20 protein-coding genes and 1 pseudogene are annotated in these 22,155 nt (G+C 42.6%); 2 read left to right on the top strand and 19 right to left on the bottom strand.

Annotated elements, in window-relative coordinates; all coding sequences use genetic code 11:
• Nucleotides 1-537 precede the first annotated feature (537 nt).
• The 10 genes and pseudogenes from C7R91_RS04265 to C7R91_RS04225 all read right to left on the bottom strand — a co-directional run bounded on the left by C7R91_RS04265 (nucleotide 538) and on the right by C7R91_RS04225 (nucleotide 11,975).
• Nucleotides 538-870 (bottom strand): hypothetical protein, encoded by a 333-nt coding sequence (locus C7R91_RS04265; RefSeq protein ID WP_052773379.1) that lies wholly within the window; start codon nucleotides 868-870, stop codon nucleotides 538-540.
• A gap of 1,142 nt (nucleotides 871-2,012) precedes the next feature.
• Complete coding sequence (locus C7R91_RS04260; RefSeq protein ID WP_047069449.1) at nucleotides 2,013-2,720, bottom strand: SGNH/GDSL hydrolase family protein; 708 nt, start codon at nucleotides 2,718-2,720, stop codon at nucleotides 2,013-2,015.
• 249 nt (nucleotides 2,721-2,969) lie between these two features.
• Nucleotides 2,970-4,115 (bottom strand): acyltransferase family protein, encoded by a 1,146-nt coding sequence (locus tag C7R91_RS04255; RefSeq protein ID WP_236697845.1) that lies wholly within the window; start codon nucleotides 4,113-4,115, stop codon nucleotides 2,970-2,972.
• Nucleotides 4,116-4,290: 175 nt separating this feature from the next.
• Nucleotides 4,291-5,403: a WD40 repeat domain-containing protein gene (locus tag C7R91_RS04250; RefSeq protein WP_047069447.1), complete on the bottom strand. Its 1,113-nt coding sequence runs from the start codon at nucleotides 5,401-5,403 to the stop codon at nucleotides 4,291-4,293.
• On the bottom strand, nucleotides 5,400-6,866 hold the full coding sequence (locus C7R91_RS04245; RefSeq protein WP_047069446.1) for a HAMP domain-containing sensor histidine kinase: 1,467 nt from the start codon (nucleotides 6,864-6,866) through the stop codon (nucleotides 5,400-5,402). Before C7R91_RS04245 ends, C7R91_RS04250 begins: the two co-directional genes overlap by 4 nt.
• Nucleotides 6,867-6,868: 2 nt before the next feature.
• Nucleotides 6,869-7,567: a winged helix-turn-helix domain-containing protein gene (locus C7R91_RS04240; RefSeq protein ID WP_047069445.1), complete on the bottom strand. Its 699-nt coding sequence runs from the start codon at nucleotides 7,565-7,567 to the stop codon at nucleotides 6,869-6,871.
• A 612-nt stretch (nucleotides 7,568-8,179) separates the two neighbouring features.
• Entirely contained in the window at nucleotides 8,180-9,388 is a 1,209-nt protein-coding gene (locus C7R91_RS04235; RefSeq protein WP_047069444.1) for a DUF418 domain-containing protein, read from the bottom strand.
• A gap of 191 nt (nucleotides 9,389-9,579) precedes the next feature.
• Complete coding sequence (locus C7R91_RS04230) at nucleotides 9,580-10,263, bottom strand: LCP family protein (protein ID WP_236697844.1); 684 nt, start codon at nucleotides 10,261-10,263, stop codon at nucleotides 9,580-9,582.
• Between the two features lie 788 nt (nucleotides 10,264-11,051).
• Nucleotides 11,052-11,212, bottom strand: a pseudogene (locus C7R91_RS29640) (class I SAM-dependent methyltransferase); the annotation flags it as partial.
• Nucleotides 11,213-11,420: 208 nt separating this feature from the next.
• Entirely contained in the window at nucleotides 11,421-11,975 is a 555-nt protein-coding gene (locus tag C7R91_RS04225) for a GNAT family N-acetyltransferase (RefSeq protein WP_047069443.1), read from the bottom strand.
• Between the two features lie 279 nt (nucleotides 11,976-12,254).
• Here C7R91_RS04225 and C7R91_RS04220 point away from each other — a divergent pair, with 279 nt between their 5' ends.
• Nucleotides 12,255-12,761: a hypothetical protein gene (locus tag C7R91_RS04220; protein ID WP_047069442.1), complete on the top strand. Its 507-nt coding sequence runs from the start codon at nucleotides 12,255-12,257 to the stop codon at nucleotides 12,759-12,761.
• 105 nt (nucleotides 12,762-12,866) lie between these two features.
• Here C7R91_RS04220 and C7R91_RS04215 read toward each other — a convergent pair whose 3' ends face one another.
• The 5 genes from C7R91_RS04215 to C7R91_RS04195 all read right to left on the bottom strand — a co-directional run bounded on the left by C7R91_RS04215 (nucleotide 12,867) and on the right by C7R91_RS04195 (nucleotide 18,178).
• Nucleotides 12,867-14,204, bottom strand: a complete 1,338-nt coding sequence (locus C7R91_RS04215; RefSeq protein WP_047069441.1) for a hypothetical protein — start codon at nucleotides 14,202-14,204, stop codon at nucleotides 12,867-12,869.
• A 102-nt stretch (nucleotides 14,205-14,306) separates the two neighbouring features.
• Nucleotides 14,307-14,873: an SLOG family protein gene (locus C7R91_RS04210; RefSeq protein ID WP_047069440.1), complete on the bottom strand. Its 567-nt coding sequence runs from the start codon at nucleotides 14,871-14,873 to the stop codon at nucleotides 14,307-14,309.
• Between the two features lie 231 nt (nucleotides 14,874-15,104).
• Nucleotides 15,105-15,956 carry a helix-turn-helix domain-containing protein gene (locus tag C7R91_RS04205; RefSeq protein WP_047069439.1) on the bottom strand — a complete coding sequence of 284 codons (852 nt, stop codon included), beginning with the start codon at nucleotides 15,954-15,956 and terminating at the stop codon, nucleotides 15,105-15,107.
• 121 nt (nucleotides 15,957-16,077) lie between these two features.
• On the bottom strand, nucleotides 16,078-17,040 hold the full coding sequence (locus C7R91_RS04200) for a proline dehydrogenase family protein (protein WP_047069438.1): 963 nt from the start codon (nucleotides 17,038-17,040) through the stop codon (nucleotides 16,078-16,080).
• 679 nt (nucleotides 17,041-17,719) lie between these two features.
• Nucleotides 17,720-18,178: a hypothetical protein gene (locus tag C7R91_RS04195; RefSeq protein ID WP_047069437.1), complete on the bottom strand. Its 459-nt coding sequence runs from the start codon at nucleotides 18,176-18,178 to the stop codon at nucleotides 17,720-17,722.
• A gap of 84 nt (nucleotides 18,179-18,262) precedes the next feature.
• Between C7R91_RS04195 and C7R91_RS04190 the strand changes: the two genes are divergently transcribed.
• Nucleotides 18,263-18,517, top strand: coding sequence for a DUF1292 domain-containing protein (locus C7R91_RS04190; protein ID WP_236697843.1), 255 nt, complete (start codon nucleotides 18,263-18,265; stop codon nucleotides 18,515-18,517).
• A gap of 87 nt (nucleotides 18,518-18,604) precedes the next feature.
• Here the strand turns inward: C7R91_RS04190 and C7R91_RS04185 are convergent, their stop codons facing one another.
• Genes C7R91_RS04185 through C7R91_RS04170 form a run of 4 tightly spaced genes read right to left on the bottom strand, consistent with a single transcriptional unit; the run spans nucleotide 18,605 to nucleotide 22,149 of the window.
• Nucleotides 18,605-19,393, bottom strand: coding sequence for a 2-keto-4-pentenoate hydratase (locus tag C7R91_RS04185; RefSeq protein WP_047069435.1), 789 nt, complete (start codon nucleotides 19,391-19,393; stop codon nucleotides 18,605-18,607).
• 13 nt (nucleotides 19,394-19,406) lie between these two features.
• The gene (dmpG, locus tag C7R91_RS04180; protein WP_047069434.1) at nucleotides 19,407-20,429 is read right to left on the bottom strand and encodes a 4-hydroxy-2-oxovalerate aldolase; all 1,023 of its coding nucleotides are present in this window, start codon (nucleotides 20,427-20,429) and stop codon (nucleotides 19,407-19,409) included.
• 24 nt (nucleotides 20,430-20,453) lie between these two features.
• Nucleotides 20,454-21,341, bottom strand: a complete 888-nt coding sequence (locus C7R91_RS04175; RefSeq protein ID WP_047069433.1) for an acetaldehyde dehydrogenase (acetylating) — start codon at nucleotides 21,339-21,341, stop codon at nucleotides 20,454-20,456.
• Between the two features lie 13 nt (nucleotides 21,342-21,354).
• A complete protein-coding gene (locus C7R91_RS04170; RefSeq protein ID WP_047069432.1) occupies nucleotides 21,355-22,149 on the bottom strand; it encodes a 2-keto-4-pentenoate hydratase in 795 nt (264 codons plus the stop codon).
• Between the last annotated feature and the right edge of the window lie 6 nt (nucleotides 22,150-22,155).

Below are 22,155 nucleotides of genomic sequence, written 5' to 3'. Positions count from 1 at the left end.
CTCTCATTTCATCCTATGTTCTCATTTTGCGAGTAAGTGTCCGTGTTTCTTTTAACGACATTTTAATGGGTCAGGCAACTTTTTTCAAGCTTTTTCCACATTTCTATATAAATTCCAATGCCATTGGCAGTTTTTACATGATTCCATTCTTCGAGAATCGATCTCTTGTGATCGGTTACTCTCTAACTGCTTTTGATTTCTTCAGTTTTCGTTACTCTCAATCTCAACAATTTCGAAAGTTCCATCAGCAGGACTGAAAGTGATGTGGGCATTCCTGTTGACTCGGTTGTTTGCCATGCATTTGATATCCTATAATAGGTGGCTTTATTGGAACGATGCATCCCCATGAATGAATGTCTAATAATCATCCGAGATTATAGCAAAAACCGGTACAGTGCCGATTTTAATATTAAGTATTAATATCAATCGCCTTAACAGTGCCGATTTTAATATTAAGTATTAATATCAATCGCCTTATCTGTTGTTTTAATTTTCAAAATATTATTATGTGCATAAGTAAACCTGCTCAAGCTTAGCTTAGCTCATTTCACTTTTCCCTTTTATTTCGATTTCCTCCTTTCTAAGAACAGAACCAAAAAAGTAAAAATCCCGATAATAAACATTATCAGGCTGCTTAATTAGTGCTTTCTTACAATCTTTCTTCTTCTCAATTTCTACCCCATCTCTTAATTGGCGTGCCTGTTCTGCTCGCTTCTTCGGAAAACTATCCCAATCTGTAACCACCGGTGCAAAGTATCGCTTGTTCTGTTCTGGTGGATGATGCAGTAATTCTGCTAAGGGTATCCGTCCCTCGGGCTTGTCAACAATCTCTATGCGGGTCAACTCGCCGTCAATAACCGTGTCCTGCACTTCCAGCAACTCCAATGCCTTATCGTAAATCCGACAATAGCCGCTTGTTTTCCGTTGGTCACTCTGTCCGAATAACTTCCCCAGACGCCCCTATAATTATCGGACCGACTCTATAACTCTCCTTTTCCCATTACAGAATATATATTATGTAAACTGATAAAAAGAGCAGAAATCGGCTAGGTGTTAATATAATGGGATTTTTCTTGTTTAGTGACTAACACTTCTTTGCGGTTACTGTGACACAAACAAGTACACTAAATTAAGATCATTAGTATATTTGTTTGTGTCACAGTTTTTTATTGTTTATAACACGAGCATAATAACATAATGAAGTTATCTATAAGTACCGGACCAGAATATACCTAACAACGCTAATTCAATCCATACAGCACTATCTTAAAAACGTTAGCGTGAGTTTTTGTGTTTTTTCATTTCAGTTCATAAAACTTCCATTTCATGAACTGAAAACAGACAAAAAAGAATCCGTTTTTTATGGGTTCTTTTTTGTTCATTAATAATGTATTTATTAAAATTCATGTTATTGTTTCTCTAAAAAGCTTTTAATTATTTTTCAATAAGTACTTCTTGAGATTTTTATGATACTGGGATTTTCTTCTGTAATGTGAGTCCCGTTGATCTACTATTCCTCCACCTGAAAAATCTTCCCATACCCCCAGATCTCCTAAAAACTCAATTAATTCTATTTTGCTTAATTTAAACCCATAATAGTGTAGCGGAATTGCAAATTGCTTACCAAGGATCTGTGAAGACATACCCTTTTTAGCATATTATTCACGAAATTTTGTTCTATAAGATCCCCTAAGAGGGTACCCTTGAAAAGTGTAAATTCTCAACGCTAAGCTTAAATAAGAATAAAAGCCGGATTGCCATGGGGTAATTCTGCTTTTATTCTTATTGCTAGTTCTTTTCTCGACTTTATGCTTCAAGCAAAGCAAACTTTACCCCCATTGAGGGTTATCCTGAGTTTTATTCAAACTATCCAGCCTTCATGAGCTAGCAATGAAATAATAAAGAACAAAAGCTACAACAAAGGTCACCATTGACGATAGTAAAGCTTTTGTCGTTTCAGTTTTTAGCCTCACTTGGTTTGGCCTTTCATCGTAGTAAATTTGAAGACTGCCTTACTTTTCTTGTAAGGCTTCTATGAGATGGGAAGCATAATACCTGCTGCCATCCGGCTTTAAATGTACCCCGTCTTTATAGAAATAATCACCTTTCCCTTCACTGGCTGCGTACCAGTCTACAACTTTAGTATTACTGAATTCACTGACGACTTCCTTGATAGTCGAATTAACCGTATCTTGCCATCCTTTTGGAACTCGAGTTGTTACCACCAACACCTTTTCAGCCTCAGAAAGTGATGTTAACAAATTGCGCAGGTGTTCTTTCTTGAATGGACCATTTGTCCCGAGTTCAATAATGATGTGGTCACCTAATTTCCCTTGCTGTTCTAATTCATTTACGACATCCTTGGCTTGAGACATTTGTCTGCCGACCTTTCCATCCACCGTGATTTTAGGGAGCTTTTCCTTCAAATACGGCTCGACTCCCATAATTACGGAATCCCCGATGACAGTGATCCCTTCCCCATTGAGTGGCTCCGCTTTCTTTATTTCAGTCTCGTTCGAATTCATAACAGAGTTCTGCGGGGTTGGGGAATGTATGGCAGCATACTGATATGATTCAGATTGTTGGTCTTTTATTTCTACCTTTTCGGGAGTTTCTGAGGTCTGTGCTCGGAGAACCAGAAAACCAACAACAAACATTAAGATGAAGAACACCCATATCTTCCACACTTTTCTTCTCTTCACTCCTTTTCTTTTCTTCATTTCCATTTCATCCTTTCATTTTGGAATTCATTCGATATTTCTCTCAGGCTATTATTCTCGGACTTTCTCCAATTTTTTGGACCCTATTGCAAGGTGAACTGGTTAGTGTCCTGTTACGAATTCCCGTCTTTACCAGAAGAGTCGTCCGATTGGATTGTTTCCTGATTGATGACAGGTATATCGAATCAGGCTGGAGCTTAGTTGTGTTCAGACTCCATGATACGAGTATAAAGACGAGGATCATCAATGCTATCCGCTAAAAGTCTTGCCCATGTTACGCTTGCGAACGAGATTAAGATGAGCCTGAACATTTCCCCAGCGGATCGGCTCTTCGACATACTTGTATGATAGAGCTGACAGAATTACACTCATGGTTGATTGCAACAGAATTTGTGTGAAGCCAAGCCCCTCAGTGTTGACTGTCGGACTCGATAGAACAATGACTGGATAATGCCATATATAGAGACTATAGGATCGTTTCCCAATCCAGGTCAGGGGTCGGCACGCCACGATTTTCCCTAGTCGGCTGGCTGGATGCGCCAACACTGCAATGACTGCTGCGGTGACAAAAGACACATAAAGAAAACCGAACTGGTATAGCCAATCATCGTATTCATTCGAACGACTTATCAGGATAAGTAAGATAAGGATGCCTAGCACACCGTTTATATCAAGCAACGCTCGAGCAAAAGGGGAAATCCTGTCACTCAACTTCCAGCTCGGCCAGACGACCGCCAATGCTGCTCCAATCAGGATAGCGAATGCTCGGGTGTCCGTCCCGTAATACACTCTACTTGGATCCATTCCCGACTCATACATTACTGCCATTGCAAGGGCGGATATGGAAGCCAATAAAAGAATGAGCAGCATTAGTTTTCCTCGTCGTGGCACATGTTTTATGCCGATCAAGAAAACAATTGGCCAAACCAAGTAAAACTGTTCCTCAATGGAAAGCGACCAAAGATGTCCAATTGGCGAAGCTGGACCGAAACTCTCAAAATAGGAAACTTCATTAAATATGAGGTACCAATTATTCATGTAAAAAAGTGAGGAGAGAAAATCACCCTCCAATGCTTGCAGTCTGGAAAAGTCGGTCATACTCAGCCATAATGCTACCAACAGAAGCATGCAAACCATCGCAGGCAACAGTCTACGTAATCTTCTCATCCAGAACTTCAAGATAGATAATTTATTTTTTGTTTTGTACTCAAATATGATCTGATCCGTAATAAGGTAGCCGGATAGTACAAAGAACATCCCTACTCCCAGCAGCCCACCTTTAGCCCACTCCAAATCGAGGTGGTAACCAATCACAGCCAGGACAGACATTGCTCTTAAGCCGTCTAAGCCAGGCATATAGCGTTTCAACGGTCGGTTTTGCTCCCTATTCATCATGATTCAATCCTTGTCTGTTTATTGGCTTGTGCCTTTCTCTACTACAATATAGCTACTAGATGTCGCTAAGGTTTGATAAAGATGTAAACAAGATGTCAACGAATGGATGACTTAGATGACAAAAAAACCTTATCCGGATGATGGTCCGAAATAAGGTTTTTTGGAGTGAACGAGGTTATTCAAACTCTAAGATAAATGACTGCCCTTCCGTGGAATCGGTTTGCCCCTGAATAAATAGTTTTTTATTGTCGAGGCTCCAGTACATATTTGTCGGCACAATCCCATGGTAAACGGGTTCATTATACAAAACATTTCTTCCCTGCAATTTTCCTACATAAATGATATTTTCAGCATCCAATGAGTAAGCAATGCTTTTTTTGTCAGGGGAGAGTCTAAATGTAGAAATTCTTTCTAAAATTACGGAGAGTGCGCCGTTTCGCCGATCATATTCGTATAATGTTCCATCATATCCGAGGAATACAAACTGATCGTTACTAATCCATGCATTCTGCTTTCCTCCGAACTCACGAGTGAACCGTTTCTCCACTTTATTATCAGTGATTTCTCCCAATAGAATAGATCTTTTTCTACTTTGATCAATATGTTCAGGAAACATTGTAAATAATACGCCGCGGCCATCATCTGAAACATTCATACTGATGGGGGTATCTTTTCTAGCAAAATCCTTTAATTCATAGACCTTGGATGTCCCTGACTCCATATCATATAGTAGAAGATTGTTTTTCTCCCTTCCAGAAGGATCTATTTTTAAATACCCCAGGTACCTACTATTATCAGACCATGATATATCTTGCACATATATCGGGTAATTGAATTTGGCTATCTCCGTTTCTTTCCCGTCCTCCAAAGATAGAAGCTTCAAGTTAACGCCCGAATTGGAGCTGGAAATCTCGCAGAGATGTTTTCCATCCGGAGAAAGAATCATTTGAGAGTCATCAATTTTGACCTCGGAGATGATCTGGTTTTGCTCAAATGGATAGGTCAATCGTTTCAACTGTAGACGTTCTGGTATGCTTCCCGTTTTGAAGGAAGCAACGACCGAATCAGATGATGACCAACCTAAGAAGTGACCCGAGCTAGTATATTCATGAGGGAGCCGATAAATCTTCTTGACTTGAAATGGACCGGAAGTCTGATCTGCATTATTTACTTCCTCCTTGCTGGAAATAATAATGGTTTCGGTTTGCGGTCCTGCACTACATCCTGACAGCAGCGTAACTAACAAAAACAGAGTCCCTGACCATACTATCAATTTTTTATTAGTCATAAGCTCTTCTCCGCTTCCATCGTTTTCAAACAGTCAAATTCCACAGTAACAATCGTATGTTCATGTTGACTTACCATGGAAATCGAACCATTACATTCGTCAACAATGGACTTGACAATGCTTAATCCAAGCCCTACGCTGCCCTTTTCCAAATCCTTTGAGTGAGCTAAGTAGAAGGGTTGAAAAAGTCTGGAAAGCTGTTCAGAGTCGATTGGATCGCTTGGATTTTCAAAAATAAAACGGATTTTCCCGTCAACATGAAGTCCCTTCACCGTTATTTTCGAGAAGGATAAACTGTATTTGATCGCATTATCAAGCAAGTTAATAAAGAGTTGGCGTATCCTGTCTCCTTGAGCGAATACGATTATTTCTTTATCGATGTCATACGTTATACTTTTTTTGTATCGTTGAGCGCGAATGCTCATCGATTCACAGACGTCCTGAAGGATATGTCCAGCATCGACTTTGTCTAACTCATTCTTCGTGACATTATTACGTGAGACTTCAAGCAATTTCAATACCATCGCATGTAGTCGCTTGCTTTCTTCTATGATATGATTGATTCCCTTTTCAAAGAAGATTCGGTCACTCTCACCGTTTGCTCGAATTAACTCGGCATATCCTAGAATCGAGGTTAATGGCGTCTTGAGCTCGTGGGTAACATTGTCAAAGAAAAGCTTCTCCTGTTTATGGAGCTCCTTGAGATGATCGCGATCCTTTTTGATAACGTTGATTTGTCTACTGATTTGATCGATCATGTCATTAAAATTGGCAGCTAGTCGACCAATTTCATCCTTTCGTTTAAACCGGATGCGAACGTCCAGATTTCCGTTTTTCACCTCGGTAGAGGCCCGGGTAAGTTTGCCAAGTGGAAGGGTGATATGTCTTGAAAGAATATACGAAAACAAAAATGCCGCCGCGAAAATCGCAAGCGTGATGTAGAGAGTACTTTCCAAGATTTGTCCACTTTGTTGATAAAGCAGGCTAAAATCTTTAAAAAAGCGTAATATACCAACTTTTGATCCATCAATGACAACGGGATAAGAAAAAAGGACGGAGGTTTTATCATCACCATAAGTAATACTATAGGCTGTTTTGCCATGAATCGCCTCTTGTAAATCATTTTTATTTAACTGTGCAAACTTGGATTTGTCCGTAGCATACAGTAATTCGCCATCGACTGTGTAAACGCCGACGCTACTACCAGTGGCATGATTTAAGGTGTTTCCCATTTCCTCAGCCATCTCGCCAAAGTATAGTTCATCACTCGTGAAATGGTTAATAAGGAACGCTTGACGTACGTACACGTTGCTGTTACTTTTAAGCCCCTCTAATTCAGATGTAATGATATTTTGATTATTTGTCCGTATGAGCTCCTTGACCGTTTGATTAAGTACAAGAAAAGAAATGGAAAAAATCACAAGAAATCCAACAAGAAATTTAATGCTGATTTTACGCATCATTCTTATCCACCCATTTTTTTGAGCTTGTATCCAATTCCAAATACAGTCGTAATGAATTCGGAAGCATCCAGCTTTTTACGAAGTCTTTGTATGTGAGTATCAACGGTACGGGTGTCTCCGACAAAATGATATCCCCATACTATGTCAAGCAATTCCGAGCGAGTAAAGGTTTTTCCTTGATTCCTGATCAATATCAAGAGCAAGTCAAATTCTTTAGGTGTTAATTCAACCGTTTGCTTGTTTTTTTGGACGAGTCGTTCCTGTACATTGATTTCGATATCTTGAAAACAAATGACGTCTTTATTCACCTCGACCTTATCACCACTGTTTGCTTGGTCAACTCGTCGAAGAATCGTCCGGATGCGTGCAAGCACTTCACGAAGATCAAAAGGTTTTGTAATGTAATCATCTGCACCGAATTCAAGACCTAGAACTTTGTCTGTTATGTCTGATTTCGCTGTAATCATAAAGATCGGAATGTTATATTCTGCGGTTACCTTCTTGCAAATATCCAGACCGCTTTGGTCAGGTAGCATCCAATCAAGCAGCAATAAATCGGGTTGAAACAACTGGAGTTCTCTCATTCCTGCTGCTCCATTTGTCGCGATACGCGTTAGAAATCCCTCTTTTGAAAGTCCGTATGAAAGTAAATCCGCAATCGGAGTATCGTCTTCGATAATGAGAATTTTGGCGTTATTCATAATTTCTCCTATTTCTTTTCTTGTACGAATGCCTAGTAAGTTTCATGACATTGATACTAATGTTAAAGATTTATTTGAGAATAATCAATTCCAATGGATGACAGCAAGTGGAGTATCCAGCATCGTCGAGTTTCCTATAAAACATGCGATTGAAGCAATGGTCAACCTTTGGCAGAGACAAATGATTCAGTGGATTCTTATGGCAAGCTGGTGCCATTATTAATATTTAAGGCCTACCCTACTGATAAAATTTGTAGAGATTCAACTCCTCTGCCTGATGCATCAATGAACATCAAAGAGGAGCTATCCTTGGGCAGCTCCTCACAATCGAACCCACTTAATGCGAAGATCAGTGGGAAAAATATTAAAACTGCCCCCTAAGTTTTAATGGGGTGTGTCTTCCTGTGCAGTTTTGATCCCCTTCAGTTCTCATTCGATTTTGCTTTCTAAATAGTGATGCATTCCAATATGAGTGCTCATTGGAATGTTTAAAACTCAAATAAATCCCACCCAATGATGCGCTTTTCTAGCAGACTCTAAACTTCTACGATGCAACGAAGTATTTTTCTCAGGCAAGATTAGTATATAGGTCAGAATGTCGAGGACGACCATTTACCTGTAAACCGGTATTATTCGGGAGTCGCTGAACACCCGATCGAAATATCGCATCAATGACTCAAGCGGACCGGTTGGCAGCGCCGCAATCAACCATCCAGTCACCAGCGTTACGGCCAAGACGAGTAGGTCACTGAAAGGGATTCCATCAAGACCATTTTCGATCCCCGCGATTTTGAGACACCATATCACGATGAACTGTACCGTATACATCGTCAACGCCACTCTTCCGACTGCGGCGAGAGGCATTAGCACGGAAGAGGTCTTCTTCGGCACGAGGCATACCAGTCCCAGTACCAGAATTCCGAGCCCCAGCCCAATCAACGTCTGAAATGTCGTCGCAGTGTGCGGAGCTGAATAGAGAAGCATGTGCCACAGTGGCAGTTCTACGTTGAGTGGCCAAATTGCATACGGATCCGGCTGTTCGACTACCGCGCCTTGAATGCTAACAAGCCACGCCTCAAAGGAAGTTCGTAGTTCAGGAAGAACGAAAGCTTCTAGTATCTTACCACTGACGAACATGGCGATACCGCCGACCACGAGCGAGAGTGCAGTACGTATCTTGGTAAGTTCGAGGCGCCCGATCGCCATGCCTGTGACGAAAGCGGGGGCGAGTGCAAGAGCAGACATCGGGCCGCCCGCAATATCAGAAAGAAGGTACGCTTTCGATAGAAGGCTCATACCAAGAATCATCAGTGGTGGGGCTACAACGGTCAAAGCGACTGATGTCGTAACTAGCACGCGTGTTGAACGATGAACCAGAAACAGTGCCAGCACGAACATTGCCGCATAGGCGGGCAAGATTACCCCGAACCCCGTATTCAGCATGATGAGCAGATACCCAATCACATCGATGAATACCGCGCGCGAGAGCATTCTTGCGCGGAACGAGGTCATCTCCGCTTCTCGATCCTTCATGCGTTGCGCCATGATCGAGTAGGAAATGCCACCGCAGAGTACAAAGAGTAGCGTTGTGTTTCCAGAGACGATCGCACCAATTTTCTCGTTTTGCCCAAAGTGCTGCAAATACATCCCTATGACTGCCAATCCCCGCGCTGCATCAAGCGCCACAAGACGCCCCATTGATTTGCCTGCAACCGCATTATTTCTTAATCTGTTTTCTTGGGAAGACACAACATCCTCGATGCATGATCCCGTTTCATATTCACTGCCAGACTCGTCCAGCAGCTTTCTATTGACTGACAATTAGCATTCCTCCTCAAAATGGATATTTCTTTAGGTGTGTGCTTGTCATGCACATTCCACTATAAAGGGGAGATGTCGCTAAAATTTGATCAAGATGTAAACAAAATGTCACAACGGACGAATGCCTATTTTACGATCAAACAAAAACAACCTTACTCCAGTCCGATGACCGGAATAAGGCAAGAGATTGGTTATTGATTTGTGCTAGTAGTCCCTTTATCGCTGGCATGGATCGGAGAGTTGTTTAATTCGGAAATTTGATCGCTCCTCACATCCATTTCTCTTTGAAGTGTAGTGCGAACGGTAAGGAATTTCTCCCTATCCAAATACGTATATCCATCTTTCCAATAGCCACCGTTGTCTAGAGAGACTAGGGTAGAAGGTGAAATATCTTTCAAGTCCATAGCAAGACCCATTATTTGACCTTTCGACAGGTCGGTCTGGAGATGTTCACCAGCCACTTCCAGCAGCTTGAATAGCTTTGTCAGTTCGCCAAGAGAAGCCAGCTTATCAGTCATTACTTTAATCACCTCTTGCTGGCGGCGGTTACGGTCGTAGTCGCTAGAATAATATTTGACACCGCGATTGTCTTCACGGTGGCGAACATAGTCTAACGCTTGATCGCCGTTTAGCACCTGCAACCCGGGGGTAAGATCGATATAGGTGCCGTCGGTTGGGTCGTTGTAGTACAACTTGCGGTCTACATCCACTTCAACGCCATCCAGCTCGTCAATCACCGATCGGAACCCTTCAAAGTCAATGCTTATGTAATGCTCTATTGGAATTTCAAGCACGCCAGTGAGTGTCTTTTTGACGAGCGTTTCACCCGTTTCTGTTAATTGAAAAGCTATGTTATGCAATGTACATAAAGACAAAATCGACTGATTGAATTACTTACACCCCCTGACCACTCCGAATATATAGCTCTTATGTCACGAAAGTTTGGCTTACTTGCAAACAAATTGTTAATATTGGGTTAAAGATAAGTATTTATTGTGTTGATATTTCTTATCATAAAAAACAACCATATTTCGCTTGAATAACGAAACGTGGTTGCTGAAATTTGGTTACCAGGGGTAGTACCAGCGTCGCTGACATCACCCGCGAAGTAGCTTTAAATCATATCGATTACAATTCAGGTTTGATTTTAGTGTTTAGCTGTATGTTTAATTTGGACACAAACATACTGCTATAGCATACGTGAATATTGCGAATAAATCTCATGGAAGGTCTTAAAGTCCACATAATCCAACAAATGTCGACGAACACCAAAGTAATTTTCATTCTTACTTACTATGGTGACTATGTCTCTCCAAGTGAATGTTTCGTTTTTATTCAGTTCATGAAATGTTGTTTTATTTGAACTCACTTATTTGACTCAATTCATTGAACCTCTCGCGATCTTTATGCGTAAAGTTACGGCTTATAAACACTTGAAATCCTTTTCCTATCCAAGCCACATGAAAATGATATCTTCTATGCCAACGGTTATCATTCAAGTATTTGAACAGGTCTCTCCCCTGATATTTAAGAATTACGTGTTAAACACGTGCTATCGGCGAAAAATACAGAAGGAGCTATCGCGACGCGACAAGCTCCTTGAAAACCATTATGCTGTATAGCTCTTCTCTGTATTTATCGAATTCGAAATCCGGAATCTGCACTCCCCGCCGCCGGTTCCCATATCGAGCTTCGACTCGGCATTCTGAATGAGAGGGATGGCCATGCTTCCGTATGATCATGCCAAGCAGTGGCTATTCATTCGCCCTGTTTCTACAATATAGGAAAAATCCCATCCCCAAATAGCTAATTCGCTTGCCTTATCCAACGTTCAAACTGCTTGTCTTCTTCCTTCTCATCTACAAGTCCCTCCAAAATCGTGATCTGCAAATCGAATCTACTCCATTTACAGATACCGTCCAGTGGGCCACGCGCATAAGGAGATAGGACTTAGTACTCGTGCTCGATCGATCGCATAGAAGTGCTCCCCTCATTTCATGCAGTCACCTTTTTGCTGAGGACCAATCACTTATTAATCAAGCATGAGATACCAATAAATTGCTATTTCATCACTATTTTTATCTAGACCTCTGTAGACGTAGGAATCGAAACCTCCGATGACAAAACCACAACTTTCGTAGAATTTACATGCGCGTACATTATTATTTTGTGTCTCCAGCATGATTCCCGTCATACCGCCATCCATCGCCCAGCGTTTAGCCTGTTCGATTAGTTTTTTACCGACACCGTATCCTCTATATTGCTTATCGACTTTGATATCTTCCACATAGGCATAATTGTTCCAATTTCTCTTCAAAACAACTTGACCCACAACTTGATTATTTGCGAGCGCTACATAAATGATTTGATTGGGATTGCCGATATAGTTCGAATAATCCTCAACAGTGTCTTCCTCAAGCTGTTCATCATCGTAGCTTTTAATTCTAAGAGGAATTTCCTTCACCGTATATCCGATTCGCTCTCCCATTAGTTGCAAGACAAGGGTAGAGTCCACGATAAAGCTCCCATCAATGTTTGTACCACATTCATCGTCCCCAGCCCTCAGTTCTCTAATGAAAATATCCATATTCGTCCTCCTATATTTTTATAAGGTGAGAATAGGGATATAAAGGAGGACCACGGACTTAACGGAATACATATTGCTCCGCCATATTTATAACCTCCTGGTATTATTTAGGACTTTCTAGATAATTGTACAATCATTGCTTGGCAGGTGCTACAACATATTTATTGTTAAGCTGGTTAGTGTAAATATGTGCTACATTGTAAAGGGTTCCAACATTTGGGTATATCTGCTTTCATATACCCAATCGAGAATATACAATTTAAAATGGGAGGACGGAAAATGGATAAACTAATAATTGAACCTATGAAGGGAATTGGCAAAATACTACTTGGTATGACTAAAACCGAAGTAGATGAATGTCTGCAATATTACACGGAAAAATACGATATAACATATGCGAAAAATCCACTATGTTATCATACGAAGGGTGCTATTCAATCCTTTTTTCAATTGGAATATGATTTTGACGGTAAGGTCAACTTCATTCAAATACCATCTGCTATAAAGGATGTACTTAACTGCGTATTTCATCATTTGGATGTATTTAACACAAAAACCGAGGAACTGGTAGAAAAAATTGATGAGATATCGAACTATGACCGAAATCACCGTGAGCTTGGTTGGACTTATTATTATCCCGAATTAGGACTTTCTTTTTGGAGACCAAACATCCTTAAGGAATCTGACATGCAAGAAGATTGGTTCAAGGAACTAGAACCATCCATTCAAGAGGATGAAAAAAGGAATTTATACTTTGAATGTGTAAGTATCCAGTGTATTAAGTAAAATAAAATGTCCGTAAAGCCTTTCCATCCGGTGTTCCAGTAGAAAGGCTTTTTGGACTTTAATTTTGCGGTTCATTTTTGATTTGATGTCCCCGCTCCGCTCCTTCTATTGATACTTAAGCAGCTCGTTCTTCAGCTCCTCAGCCGTGTCCGGCTTCCAATAGCTTAATTTTAATTTCTTCTCCTGAACCAATTGTCCAACCTGTTCAAAAAGCATTGCTCTCCTCTGAGCTGGCCAATGGGTAAAGGACTGCAAATCACTGGACACATTCCAAATAGAGGTTGCATTTTCCTTTTGGGACCATTTTTTCATAAGAATCGATTCAACATCCTCATAACCAATCCGATACAAAATGCCAACATATGTGGCGCCAATTCCATCATCCAGAATTGCTCTTTTCAGAAAATACGATTGCACCTTTTGGCAGCAAATTTCATTATGTAGCGGAAGCAGATCACCCAGAACGTCATCAAATTCTCCAGTTACTTTTCCTACATAATAGCTCGTTTTGATAAGACCGCTTGGCTTTTTCTCCTCCGGATCAGCTGCCAAAAGTTCTATCCAGCGCACATCCAAATCCTCAAACAGTAGCGGTGTAAGTGAAAAATATGTATCATCCCTAAGCATATGACCCCAGCCAAACATAAACGTATGCCGATTTTGCTTAGTATCAAACTTCACCGTGCCTAACGCGTTCAAAATAAAACGCTGGGCTACCGGATCTTTGTAATACGGTGAAAACGCCTCGAAAACATCGCTAGCAGGCTTGGTTAGAAGCGCAGAAGCGAAGACAGGAGACAGCCAGGCTCCCCCATATTGCTCATAGAGCTTGCAAGCCCGCGCTTGCAGCCTACTATCTCCATTCATTAAAACAGATCCAACCAAAATCATAGGAAAGGCTTGCTCTAAAGTCACCCCATCCAAAGTATCACTTATATGAAAGATAGAAGTATCTCTGTAGGTTAACTTTAGAACCTCGCTGTCGCACGTATATGATGAGATCTTCTGGATGTGCTCTGCTGCAAGCTCATACACCTCGCACATCTTCTCACTCGCTTTGCCCGGCATCATGCCAAGAAAGGCAAGCAGTGTTTCATGCTCTTCCCAGCTGATCTTGCTGCCAGGCTTCTTCTCCAGAAACGTCTGCAAAAAAGCTAGTAATCGATCCGCAAGCACTTCCGACACTGTATTCGAGAATGTGTGGTTTAATATTTTTTCGCATTTTTGAGGCGACTTTAATAGCTTTTTCCAATAAGCTGCAGCTGGTTCATAATCAATCTTTGCCAGTGCCCTCTGAGCGGCAAGCTTACTCTTCCCGCGCTCTGTACTGGCCAGATGCAACAGCTCAGGTGCCTCATTAGCTCCGAGCTCCGAGATAGCCTTCTCTCTGCTACTCCCTTTGGGCGGCAATGCATCGAAAACTAGCTGATTATAATCTGACATTACTGGGTTCCCCCTCAACCTGACTATTTCTTTTATAGTAGCACGCCAAATTTTGGGGATAGGAAGTTTGGGATTAAATATCCTAGGTTTGCCGCTGTTTGATTAGAAGTAGTCATTGTATAATTCTTGCTGCTGTTCCTCTGCTATGGTCTGTAAGTCATATGCATTAATCCGAAACAACTGATAATCGCCAATATCCGCCTTTTTTTCGGCTAGCTTACTTAAAAATTTCGGGGAGCCTTCGTTTTCTTCATCGTAAACTAACAAGATACCGTCTGAATTGGATAGCAAGAATTTGTCTTTCTCTCCAAGCTGCCAAACTCCTTGGTAAGGTGTTTGATAGACACTATTGATATAGTCGGCTTGCATCACGATATTTCGGTAGTAATCCTGGGTTTCTTCTTTCCACTTCTCCTCTTGATTCAAAAATGGAGTAATTACCGCCAGTTTTAGATGTGGATACTCCTTTTTTAATTCCAGAACAGTTTCGGCTGCCCACATTTCGACCCCAAGTTGACCTGATATGATGACCCATTCCAATTCTTCTTCAAGGAATCTTACGAGTTCCCGCTTCAGTGCTTTCTTAATAATCGCTAAACCCGGATTTTTTTCATTGAAAATGCCAAGCTCGTGAGCCTTGTATCCTGAAACAAATAAACGCTTTAACATGTTGCCACCTCTAAATTAAAAGAACGCTAGCAGAAAATAGATTTCTTTTCATTTGCTGTCTATTCATTACTGTTTGTCTCATTTTTTCTTATATTATCACAAATTGGAATGCCTCAGGATAAAGCGGATGATTCGTTTCTCTTTTCAAAACGACATTGGATAGAAGTGGCAATCGCCTTTAGCTAAACGGAAAATGGATGCGAAGACCGCGATTACGCCAACTCTTCATTACTAATCTTCCCTGTCATCCGACATATGCGATTCTGTTACAGGTTCAAATATCTTCATGTATTGCTTAGGTGTTAAACCGATCAGTCTTTTGAAAAAATTAGAAAAGTGACTTTGGTCGCTAAAACCAGTTTGAAAAGCGACTTCCATCGGTGGAATCCCTTGTTCTAACAATTTTTTGGCATTTCCGATCCGAATTGTTTCAAGATAACTATATGGAGAGATGCCTTTTTGTTTGGTAAAAGAACGCAGCAGATGATATTTGCTTACTTTCGTTAAATCACTCAACTGGTCAAGCGTAATTGTATTTGCGTAGTTGGAATCCAAGTAATCACAGATCATTCTCATTTCAGAGGCGGGTTCTTGTGTGCAATGTTCGGGTACAGCATCGGAATATTCTTGTATGAGCTGCTCGATGAGAAATAGAAACAGCTCCTCCTTCTTGAAGTCAGTGTCTCCCTCGGAAATCATCAGATGAAGCTCCCGCAGGGATGTTGCGAGTTCATTCCGATAAAGAACTGTTTGTGTAAAACGGGGAAGATATTCCCTTCCTGTGATTTCCCGAACGGCTTGTCGCATAGTACTTTCAGGAATGTTAAGACTTCGATAGTCCAGCGTTTTCCCGTCCACTTGTTCACAAGTATGAGCATCACGTGGGTTAAAAATGATCACATCGCCAGCGTTTATGATATATTCCTGATTTTTGCATAATAGAAAACGCTTCCCCTTTTCGATAAAGCCCAAAACGTAATAATCATGAAAATGATTTGGGAACTTCTGCATAATTCCTTTAAAGCAGTATGCCTCCATTTTTAATTTTTTATCAAAACAGACCGTTCGAACCTCTTTAGCCATTAGACCCCCTCCTTATCTTCCAAAATTAGTGAGAACATAACACACAGATTTATGACTGGATTAGGGATTCGTTGAACGCTTCAAAGTTACACGCTTCAACTTTTAAATCTCCAGTAAAGTTTCAATAAAGTTGGGAATACTCTCGCTCTCTACAAATCATATCTGTAATGGCAGAGTAAATATTTGGCGGATATTCAGCTATTCTATGACAAAGGTATAAGTACCACTCTACACCATAGGTAAGATAAACCCGAACAGGCAGTCCATCTTCTTTAAGTTTTTTGCAATATTCGGGGCGAATTCCATAAAGCATTTCTGCTTCCACATACGGATGTCGTAAAAACCCACGCTCGATGACTTGTTCATATATAGCATTATCATGAGAAGCAATTGATATTTGGTGACCGGCTTTCACACATATCTCCACCAATTCAAGATAACGTTGATCCAGCTTTTCAGAACGAGGAGTACAAATATCTGACGGCTCTTGATACGCTCCTTTCACAATCCTAATTGCCCCGGGATAATGAAGTAATTCATTAAGATCTTCAACTGTTCGATGCAATTGTGCTTGCAGCGTAATCCCTACGTTGGAATAGTCCGCAGAGACTTTTTTATATATGGCAAGGATCGGATCTGTTTTAGCTGATTCCTCCATACTAATCATTAGAGAAAGGCCATGGGATTGTGCTTCTTTCGCCATTTCCATCAAGTTTTGATAAGCAAGCTCAGGCTCTATCGATAAACCAATATGAGATAAATCAAAAGAAATCCGAGCATTTAGTCTACGATCTCCACATTCTTTTATCAATGCTATAAATTCATCTTTGGCCTGTAAGCATTCTTCTTTGTTTATTGTGTTTTCTCCGATGAATTCCAGAGAAATACGGTATCCCTTCTGTATTAGTTGATTACCAACCGATACCCCATCTTCTCTATAATCACCTGTTACAAATCGCTTAGCTGCACCCTTGAATATCCGATTCAGTTCCGAGGATTGTTGAATGTACGCCTTAAACTTTAAATTTCGGGCAATGGATTTCAAGGAATGGGAAAATTGCTTTTCGATTGATAGAAGAGTCACTAATATCCCTCATTTCGTTCATGTTTTATTTATTGTAGGAAAAAAATAAGGGAGATTCTTGCATGATGTTGCTCAAAACAGGCTTATGCTCCTGCTCATCAGTGTGTTTACACAACGTATACAATTATTCCTGCGTCAGATACAGTGTATCCTGCCCTGGGCTTTTGCTTCGGACTTCCTTCAGATTCTGTATGGTAACAGACATCCTCGCCTTAGCTAATCGCAGGTGCTCGCCAGCCCCGTTTCCGGACGCTTACCAGAAGATGATTATGTACTGGCTATATGACTTCTGCTTTCATCAGGTTCTATCGATGTATAAAACCACCACGCGCCAACATGAAGCTGTCGCGTGGTCCAGCCCCTAGATATGGGGAGAGTTATGCAGAAAAACACGGTATTTGTTCAAAACATCCCATCAATTTTCAGGATTTTTGCCGACCCCTGGGATTTCCTTTCTCATTTCAGCGTTTTTATTTTCGGGTTCATTCTGTACTTTCTTTGCACTTTTGGCGAAGCCCTCTGCTTTCAGCCTGTCCACTAATAACTCCTTGTCGAGCATCCTATTACCAACCTTACATAGCGTAGGGGTGATTATTCCCCTCGCTTTTTATAATGAACCGAGATGCTTACATCTATATTTCATTTTTTTGGAACAAAAGATCAGCCATTCAAATTTTATCTAGGTGGACAGCAGCTTTTCTGTATGAACCAGTTTTCGTAACTCAGGGATAATTCGCTCCTTTTCTTGATTGCTATCCCATTCTTCTTCAATAGCGCTATAAAGCCGTTCGTATTCTTCCACCGTAATAACCTTTCTCATTAACAACTGATAAAAACAATCCAGTTTGTCCTGCGTCCGCTTCACAATTTCTTTGTAGGACAAACCCTTTCGCATCATACGCTGATTATAGATAACATGGCCTACCTCATGCGCCAGTATGTCAGAGAACGTATCGAGGCTGATGTCCTCCTTGTCCGCCAATATGTATATAATGTTTTTTCCGTTTCGAAATTCCACAAAGCCATTTGTTTGCCTAGGCTGCTCTAAAAAATAAACTTCACAATCATAATGGGTTTCAACCCAGGACATCATCCGTGCGAACGTTTCATCTTTCCTCGATTGTTGTGGACTGTTCATCATGTCATCTCCAATTCAATCAAATAAAGCGATCTGTCCACGTACATAATAAGCGAGACTTAAGAGTGCAGGAGGGCTTGTATCGTGGAAATTGATGATCGTATTACAGTTGAGGATGAGCAAGGTCATGAAAAAGAGTATGCAGTTGAAGCTTTATTCGATATGAACGAAAAATTCTACGCCCTTTTAACATCAGATAAGGATCGAATTCTTATGCGAGTCGTAGACGAGGAGGGGGAAGACCAATATTTGGTGGGGATTGATGATCCCGAGGAAGCAGCATCTATATTGGACGCGTATCAAATTGCATTGGAAGCAGATGAAGAAATTCCAGATTGATAATGGTGTTTTCCATTCAACGTAAAAAGAAGCCGAGAGAATACGAGATAACCCCACGCATTCTTCTCGGCTTTTCTCCTTACGAATCTATCGCGTCTTTACCACAAACTCAATGCTTCCGAGACCACCCCATTTGGCGCTTACGACATCCCCTTCTCGTAGCTGGTGGGAACCGGTAATGCCCCCAGACAAAATCAAATCTCCCTTGTGCAGCTTGCGCCCTTCGCGAGCAAGCATGTTCGCCAGCATCGCGACCGAGCGGGCTGGATGACCGAGAACGGCCGCACCAGCCCCCAAGTCTTTGAGCTCGCCATTGATCGAAAGAGTAACACCAACCAAATCGATTTCAAGTTCATTAGGCTTTCTCCACGTCGATCCGATAAACACACGGGAAGACGATGTATTGTCGGCAATAACATCCGGCAAGGCAAACTGGAACTGCACGTACCTGCTGTCGATAATCTCCAGTGCGGGAACCACATAGTCAGTGGCTGCCAGGACATGAGCCTCCGTGATGCCGGGTCCTTCCAAATCCTCATGCAAAACAAAGGCGATTTCCGCTTCCACCTTGGGATGAATCAATTCATTGATCGGCAGAATGCCGTCCTCGATATTCATATAGTCAAAAATGTAGCCCCGAATCGGTTCGTGCACATTCATCTGCTTCATTTTTGCCTGACTGGTCAAACCCATTTTAGAGGCAAAAATTCGATGTCCCTGCTCAAGCTTGAGGGAGACCAGCTCATTTTGAATACGATATCCATCTTCCACGGTCAGCTCGGGGTATTCAGCCGTCAGTTTCACGACCACCTCTCTATTCAACTCCGCATCCACCAGCTTCTGCGCCAACCGTTTGTACAATAGTTCCGATTGCACGCTAGTCACCCCCCTATCTAATTTTGGTAGTGCTGTTTAGTTGGGCGATTTCCGCTGCGACATCCACGATCATGTCTTCTTGTCCCCCCACGGCCTTTCGTCTTCCCAGCTCGATTAAAATATCCCGGGAGTCGATGCCGAATTTCCTGGCTGCACGCTCGGCATGAAGCCGGAAGCTGGAATAGACACCCGCGTATCCGAGAACCAGAGCGTCTCTGGTAATTTCCTGTGGTACTTGAAGAATCGGCGACACGATTTCCTCTGCCAGGTCCATCATTTTGTACAGATCGACGCCTGTCTGAATGCCCATACGATCCAGTACAGCAAGGAGAACCTCGGTTTGTGTATTGCCCGCACCTGCACCCAAGCACCGAACACTGCCGTCAATCCAGGTGGCGCCCTCTTGAATGGCAACGAGCGTATTGGCCATGGCTAAAGACAAATTGTTGTGTGCATGGAAACCAATGGGAATATTCAGACATTGCTTCAACGCCCGGACTCGTTCTCCTGCTTGATCAGGTAGCAGAGCGCCAGCAGAATCAACGATGTACACGACATCGGCTCCATAGCTTTGCATGAGTCCAGCTTGCTCCGCCAATTTTTCCGGAGCAGCCATATGCGACATCATCAAAAAGCCAACTGTCGTCAAGCCAAGCTCTTTCGCCTGATAAATATGCTGAGCGGAGACGTCCGCTTCGGTCGCATGTGTGGCGATTCGTGCCATGCCTACCCCTAACGCTGCAGCCGTCTTCAAATCTTTGATCGTGCCAATTCCCGGCAGCAAGAGCACGCCCACTTTCGCTCGTTTACAAACAGAAACGGCAGCCTCGATCAGCTCCAGTTCAGGGGTCCTGGACAGCCCATACTGCAGGGACGATCCAGCCAATCCATCTCCATGGGAGACTTCGATATACGGTACGTTTGCTTCATCTAATGCACGCGCCACTTCGACTACTTGCTCCACGGTAAACTGGTGATTGATCGCATGGCTCCCATCTCGAAGCGCTACCTCGGTGATCACAATATCACGAGTCATTTGCGATTCCTCCTTTCATCGTTGCTATATACCCGTGCCGATACCGACAGCATGCTTGGCATATTCCTCTGCTACCTTCACCGCTGTCGCCGTCATGATATCCAGATTGCCTGAATAAGTAGGGAGGTAGTCGCCCGCGCCTTCCACTTCCAAAAAAACGGTGATTTTGTTTTCATCAAAGATTGGCTCTGAGCGCAGGCGGTACCCAGGCACGTACGATTGAATATAAGCAACGGTCTGGTGAATAGCCTCCACGATCTCCTGTCGGTCCGCACCTTCCTCCACAACTGCATAGGCCGTATTTCTCATCAGGATCGGCGGCTCTGCCGGATTTAGGATGATGATCGCCTTGCCTTTCTTCGCTCCACCGATCGCTTCGATACCATGTGCGGTCGTCTCCGTAAATTCGTCGATGTTGGAACGTGTGCCAGGTCCCGCGCTTTTACTAGAAATAGTGGCTACGATCTCTGCGTAGCTGACCGGACTCACACTCCCTATCGCATGAACGATCGGAATAGTAGCCTGGCCGCCGCATGTGATGAGATTGATGTTCTTTTCATTCAAATGCGCACCGAGATTCACAGATGGTACTACATAGGGCCCCACAGCAGCAGGCGTCAGATCGATGGCGAACTTTCCAGCCTCCCGGAGCGCCTTGGCATGCCGAATATGGGCTTTGGCTGAAGTAGCGTCAAAAACGATATCCGCAAGATCCGCACCGCTTTCCAAAAACGGTTGTAATCCGCCGTCGAATGCGTAGTATCCAGCTGCCTTTGCTCTACGCAGACCATCCGAATCAGGATCGATTCCAACCATGGAGGTCAGTTCAAGAAATGGCGACCTTCCCAGCTTGATCATCAGGTCTGTCCCGATGTTACCCGACCCCAGTATGGCTACTTTTACTTTCTTCATACATGCACTCCTTTCATGTTTTTTTCTCGCCGAATCTGACTCCTACAGAACCAAGTCCAGCAAGCTGTGTGTGAAATACATCGCCAGGCTTAGCTTCAACCGCTGCCGATAACGCACCGGACAAGATGATTTCTCCTGCTTTGAGTGTAATTCCTAATTCGTACAGCTTGTTCGCTAACCACGCCACACAGGATGCGGGATTGCCCAATGCCGCGGCACCAACACCGGTATTGACTAGCTGCTGATTTTTATAAAGCGCCATTCCTACCAGAGGAAGATCCAGATCTTGCGGTTTCACGGGATGTCCACCCAGCACATAGAAGCCCGAGGATGCATTGTCGGCAACTGTGTCTTCTAGTTTGATTTGCCAGTTGGCGATACGGCTGTCCACGATTTCCAAAGCAGGCATTACATATTCCGTTGCCATCAAGACGTCATAGGTGGTTACATGTGGCCCTTCCAGATCGCGCTTCAGTAGGAAGGCAATTTCTGCTTCTACCTTTGGCGAAAGGACATGCTCGAAAGGCAGCTCTCCGTTGTTTTCCACGACCATGTCGTCCAATAGATGTCCATAGTCAGGCTGTTCCACGCCAAGCAGTGTCTGCATGGCCCGAGAGGTCAGGCCGATTTTCTTCCCTGTAATCCTCGCGCCTTCTTTCACTTTTCGTTCAATCGTCTTCAATTGAACGTGGTATGCCTCTATCTCGCTGAATTGCGGGTCCAGTAAAGTGAGCGGCGTTACTCCCACCCCTTCACGACTCGCCGCCGCTAAATGATCGGCGAATCGCGTGATTTTTTCTATGTCCACACGGCT

The organism is Brevibacillus formosus, from assembly GCF_003013405.1.
In the GTDB taxonomy this organism is placed as follows: Bacteria; Bacillota; Bacilli; order Brevibacillales; family Brevibacillaceae; genus Brevibacillus; species Brevibacillus formosus.
Note: the sequence above shows the minus strand (reverse complement) of the source record. Positions and strands in the feature narration are given on the sequence as shown.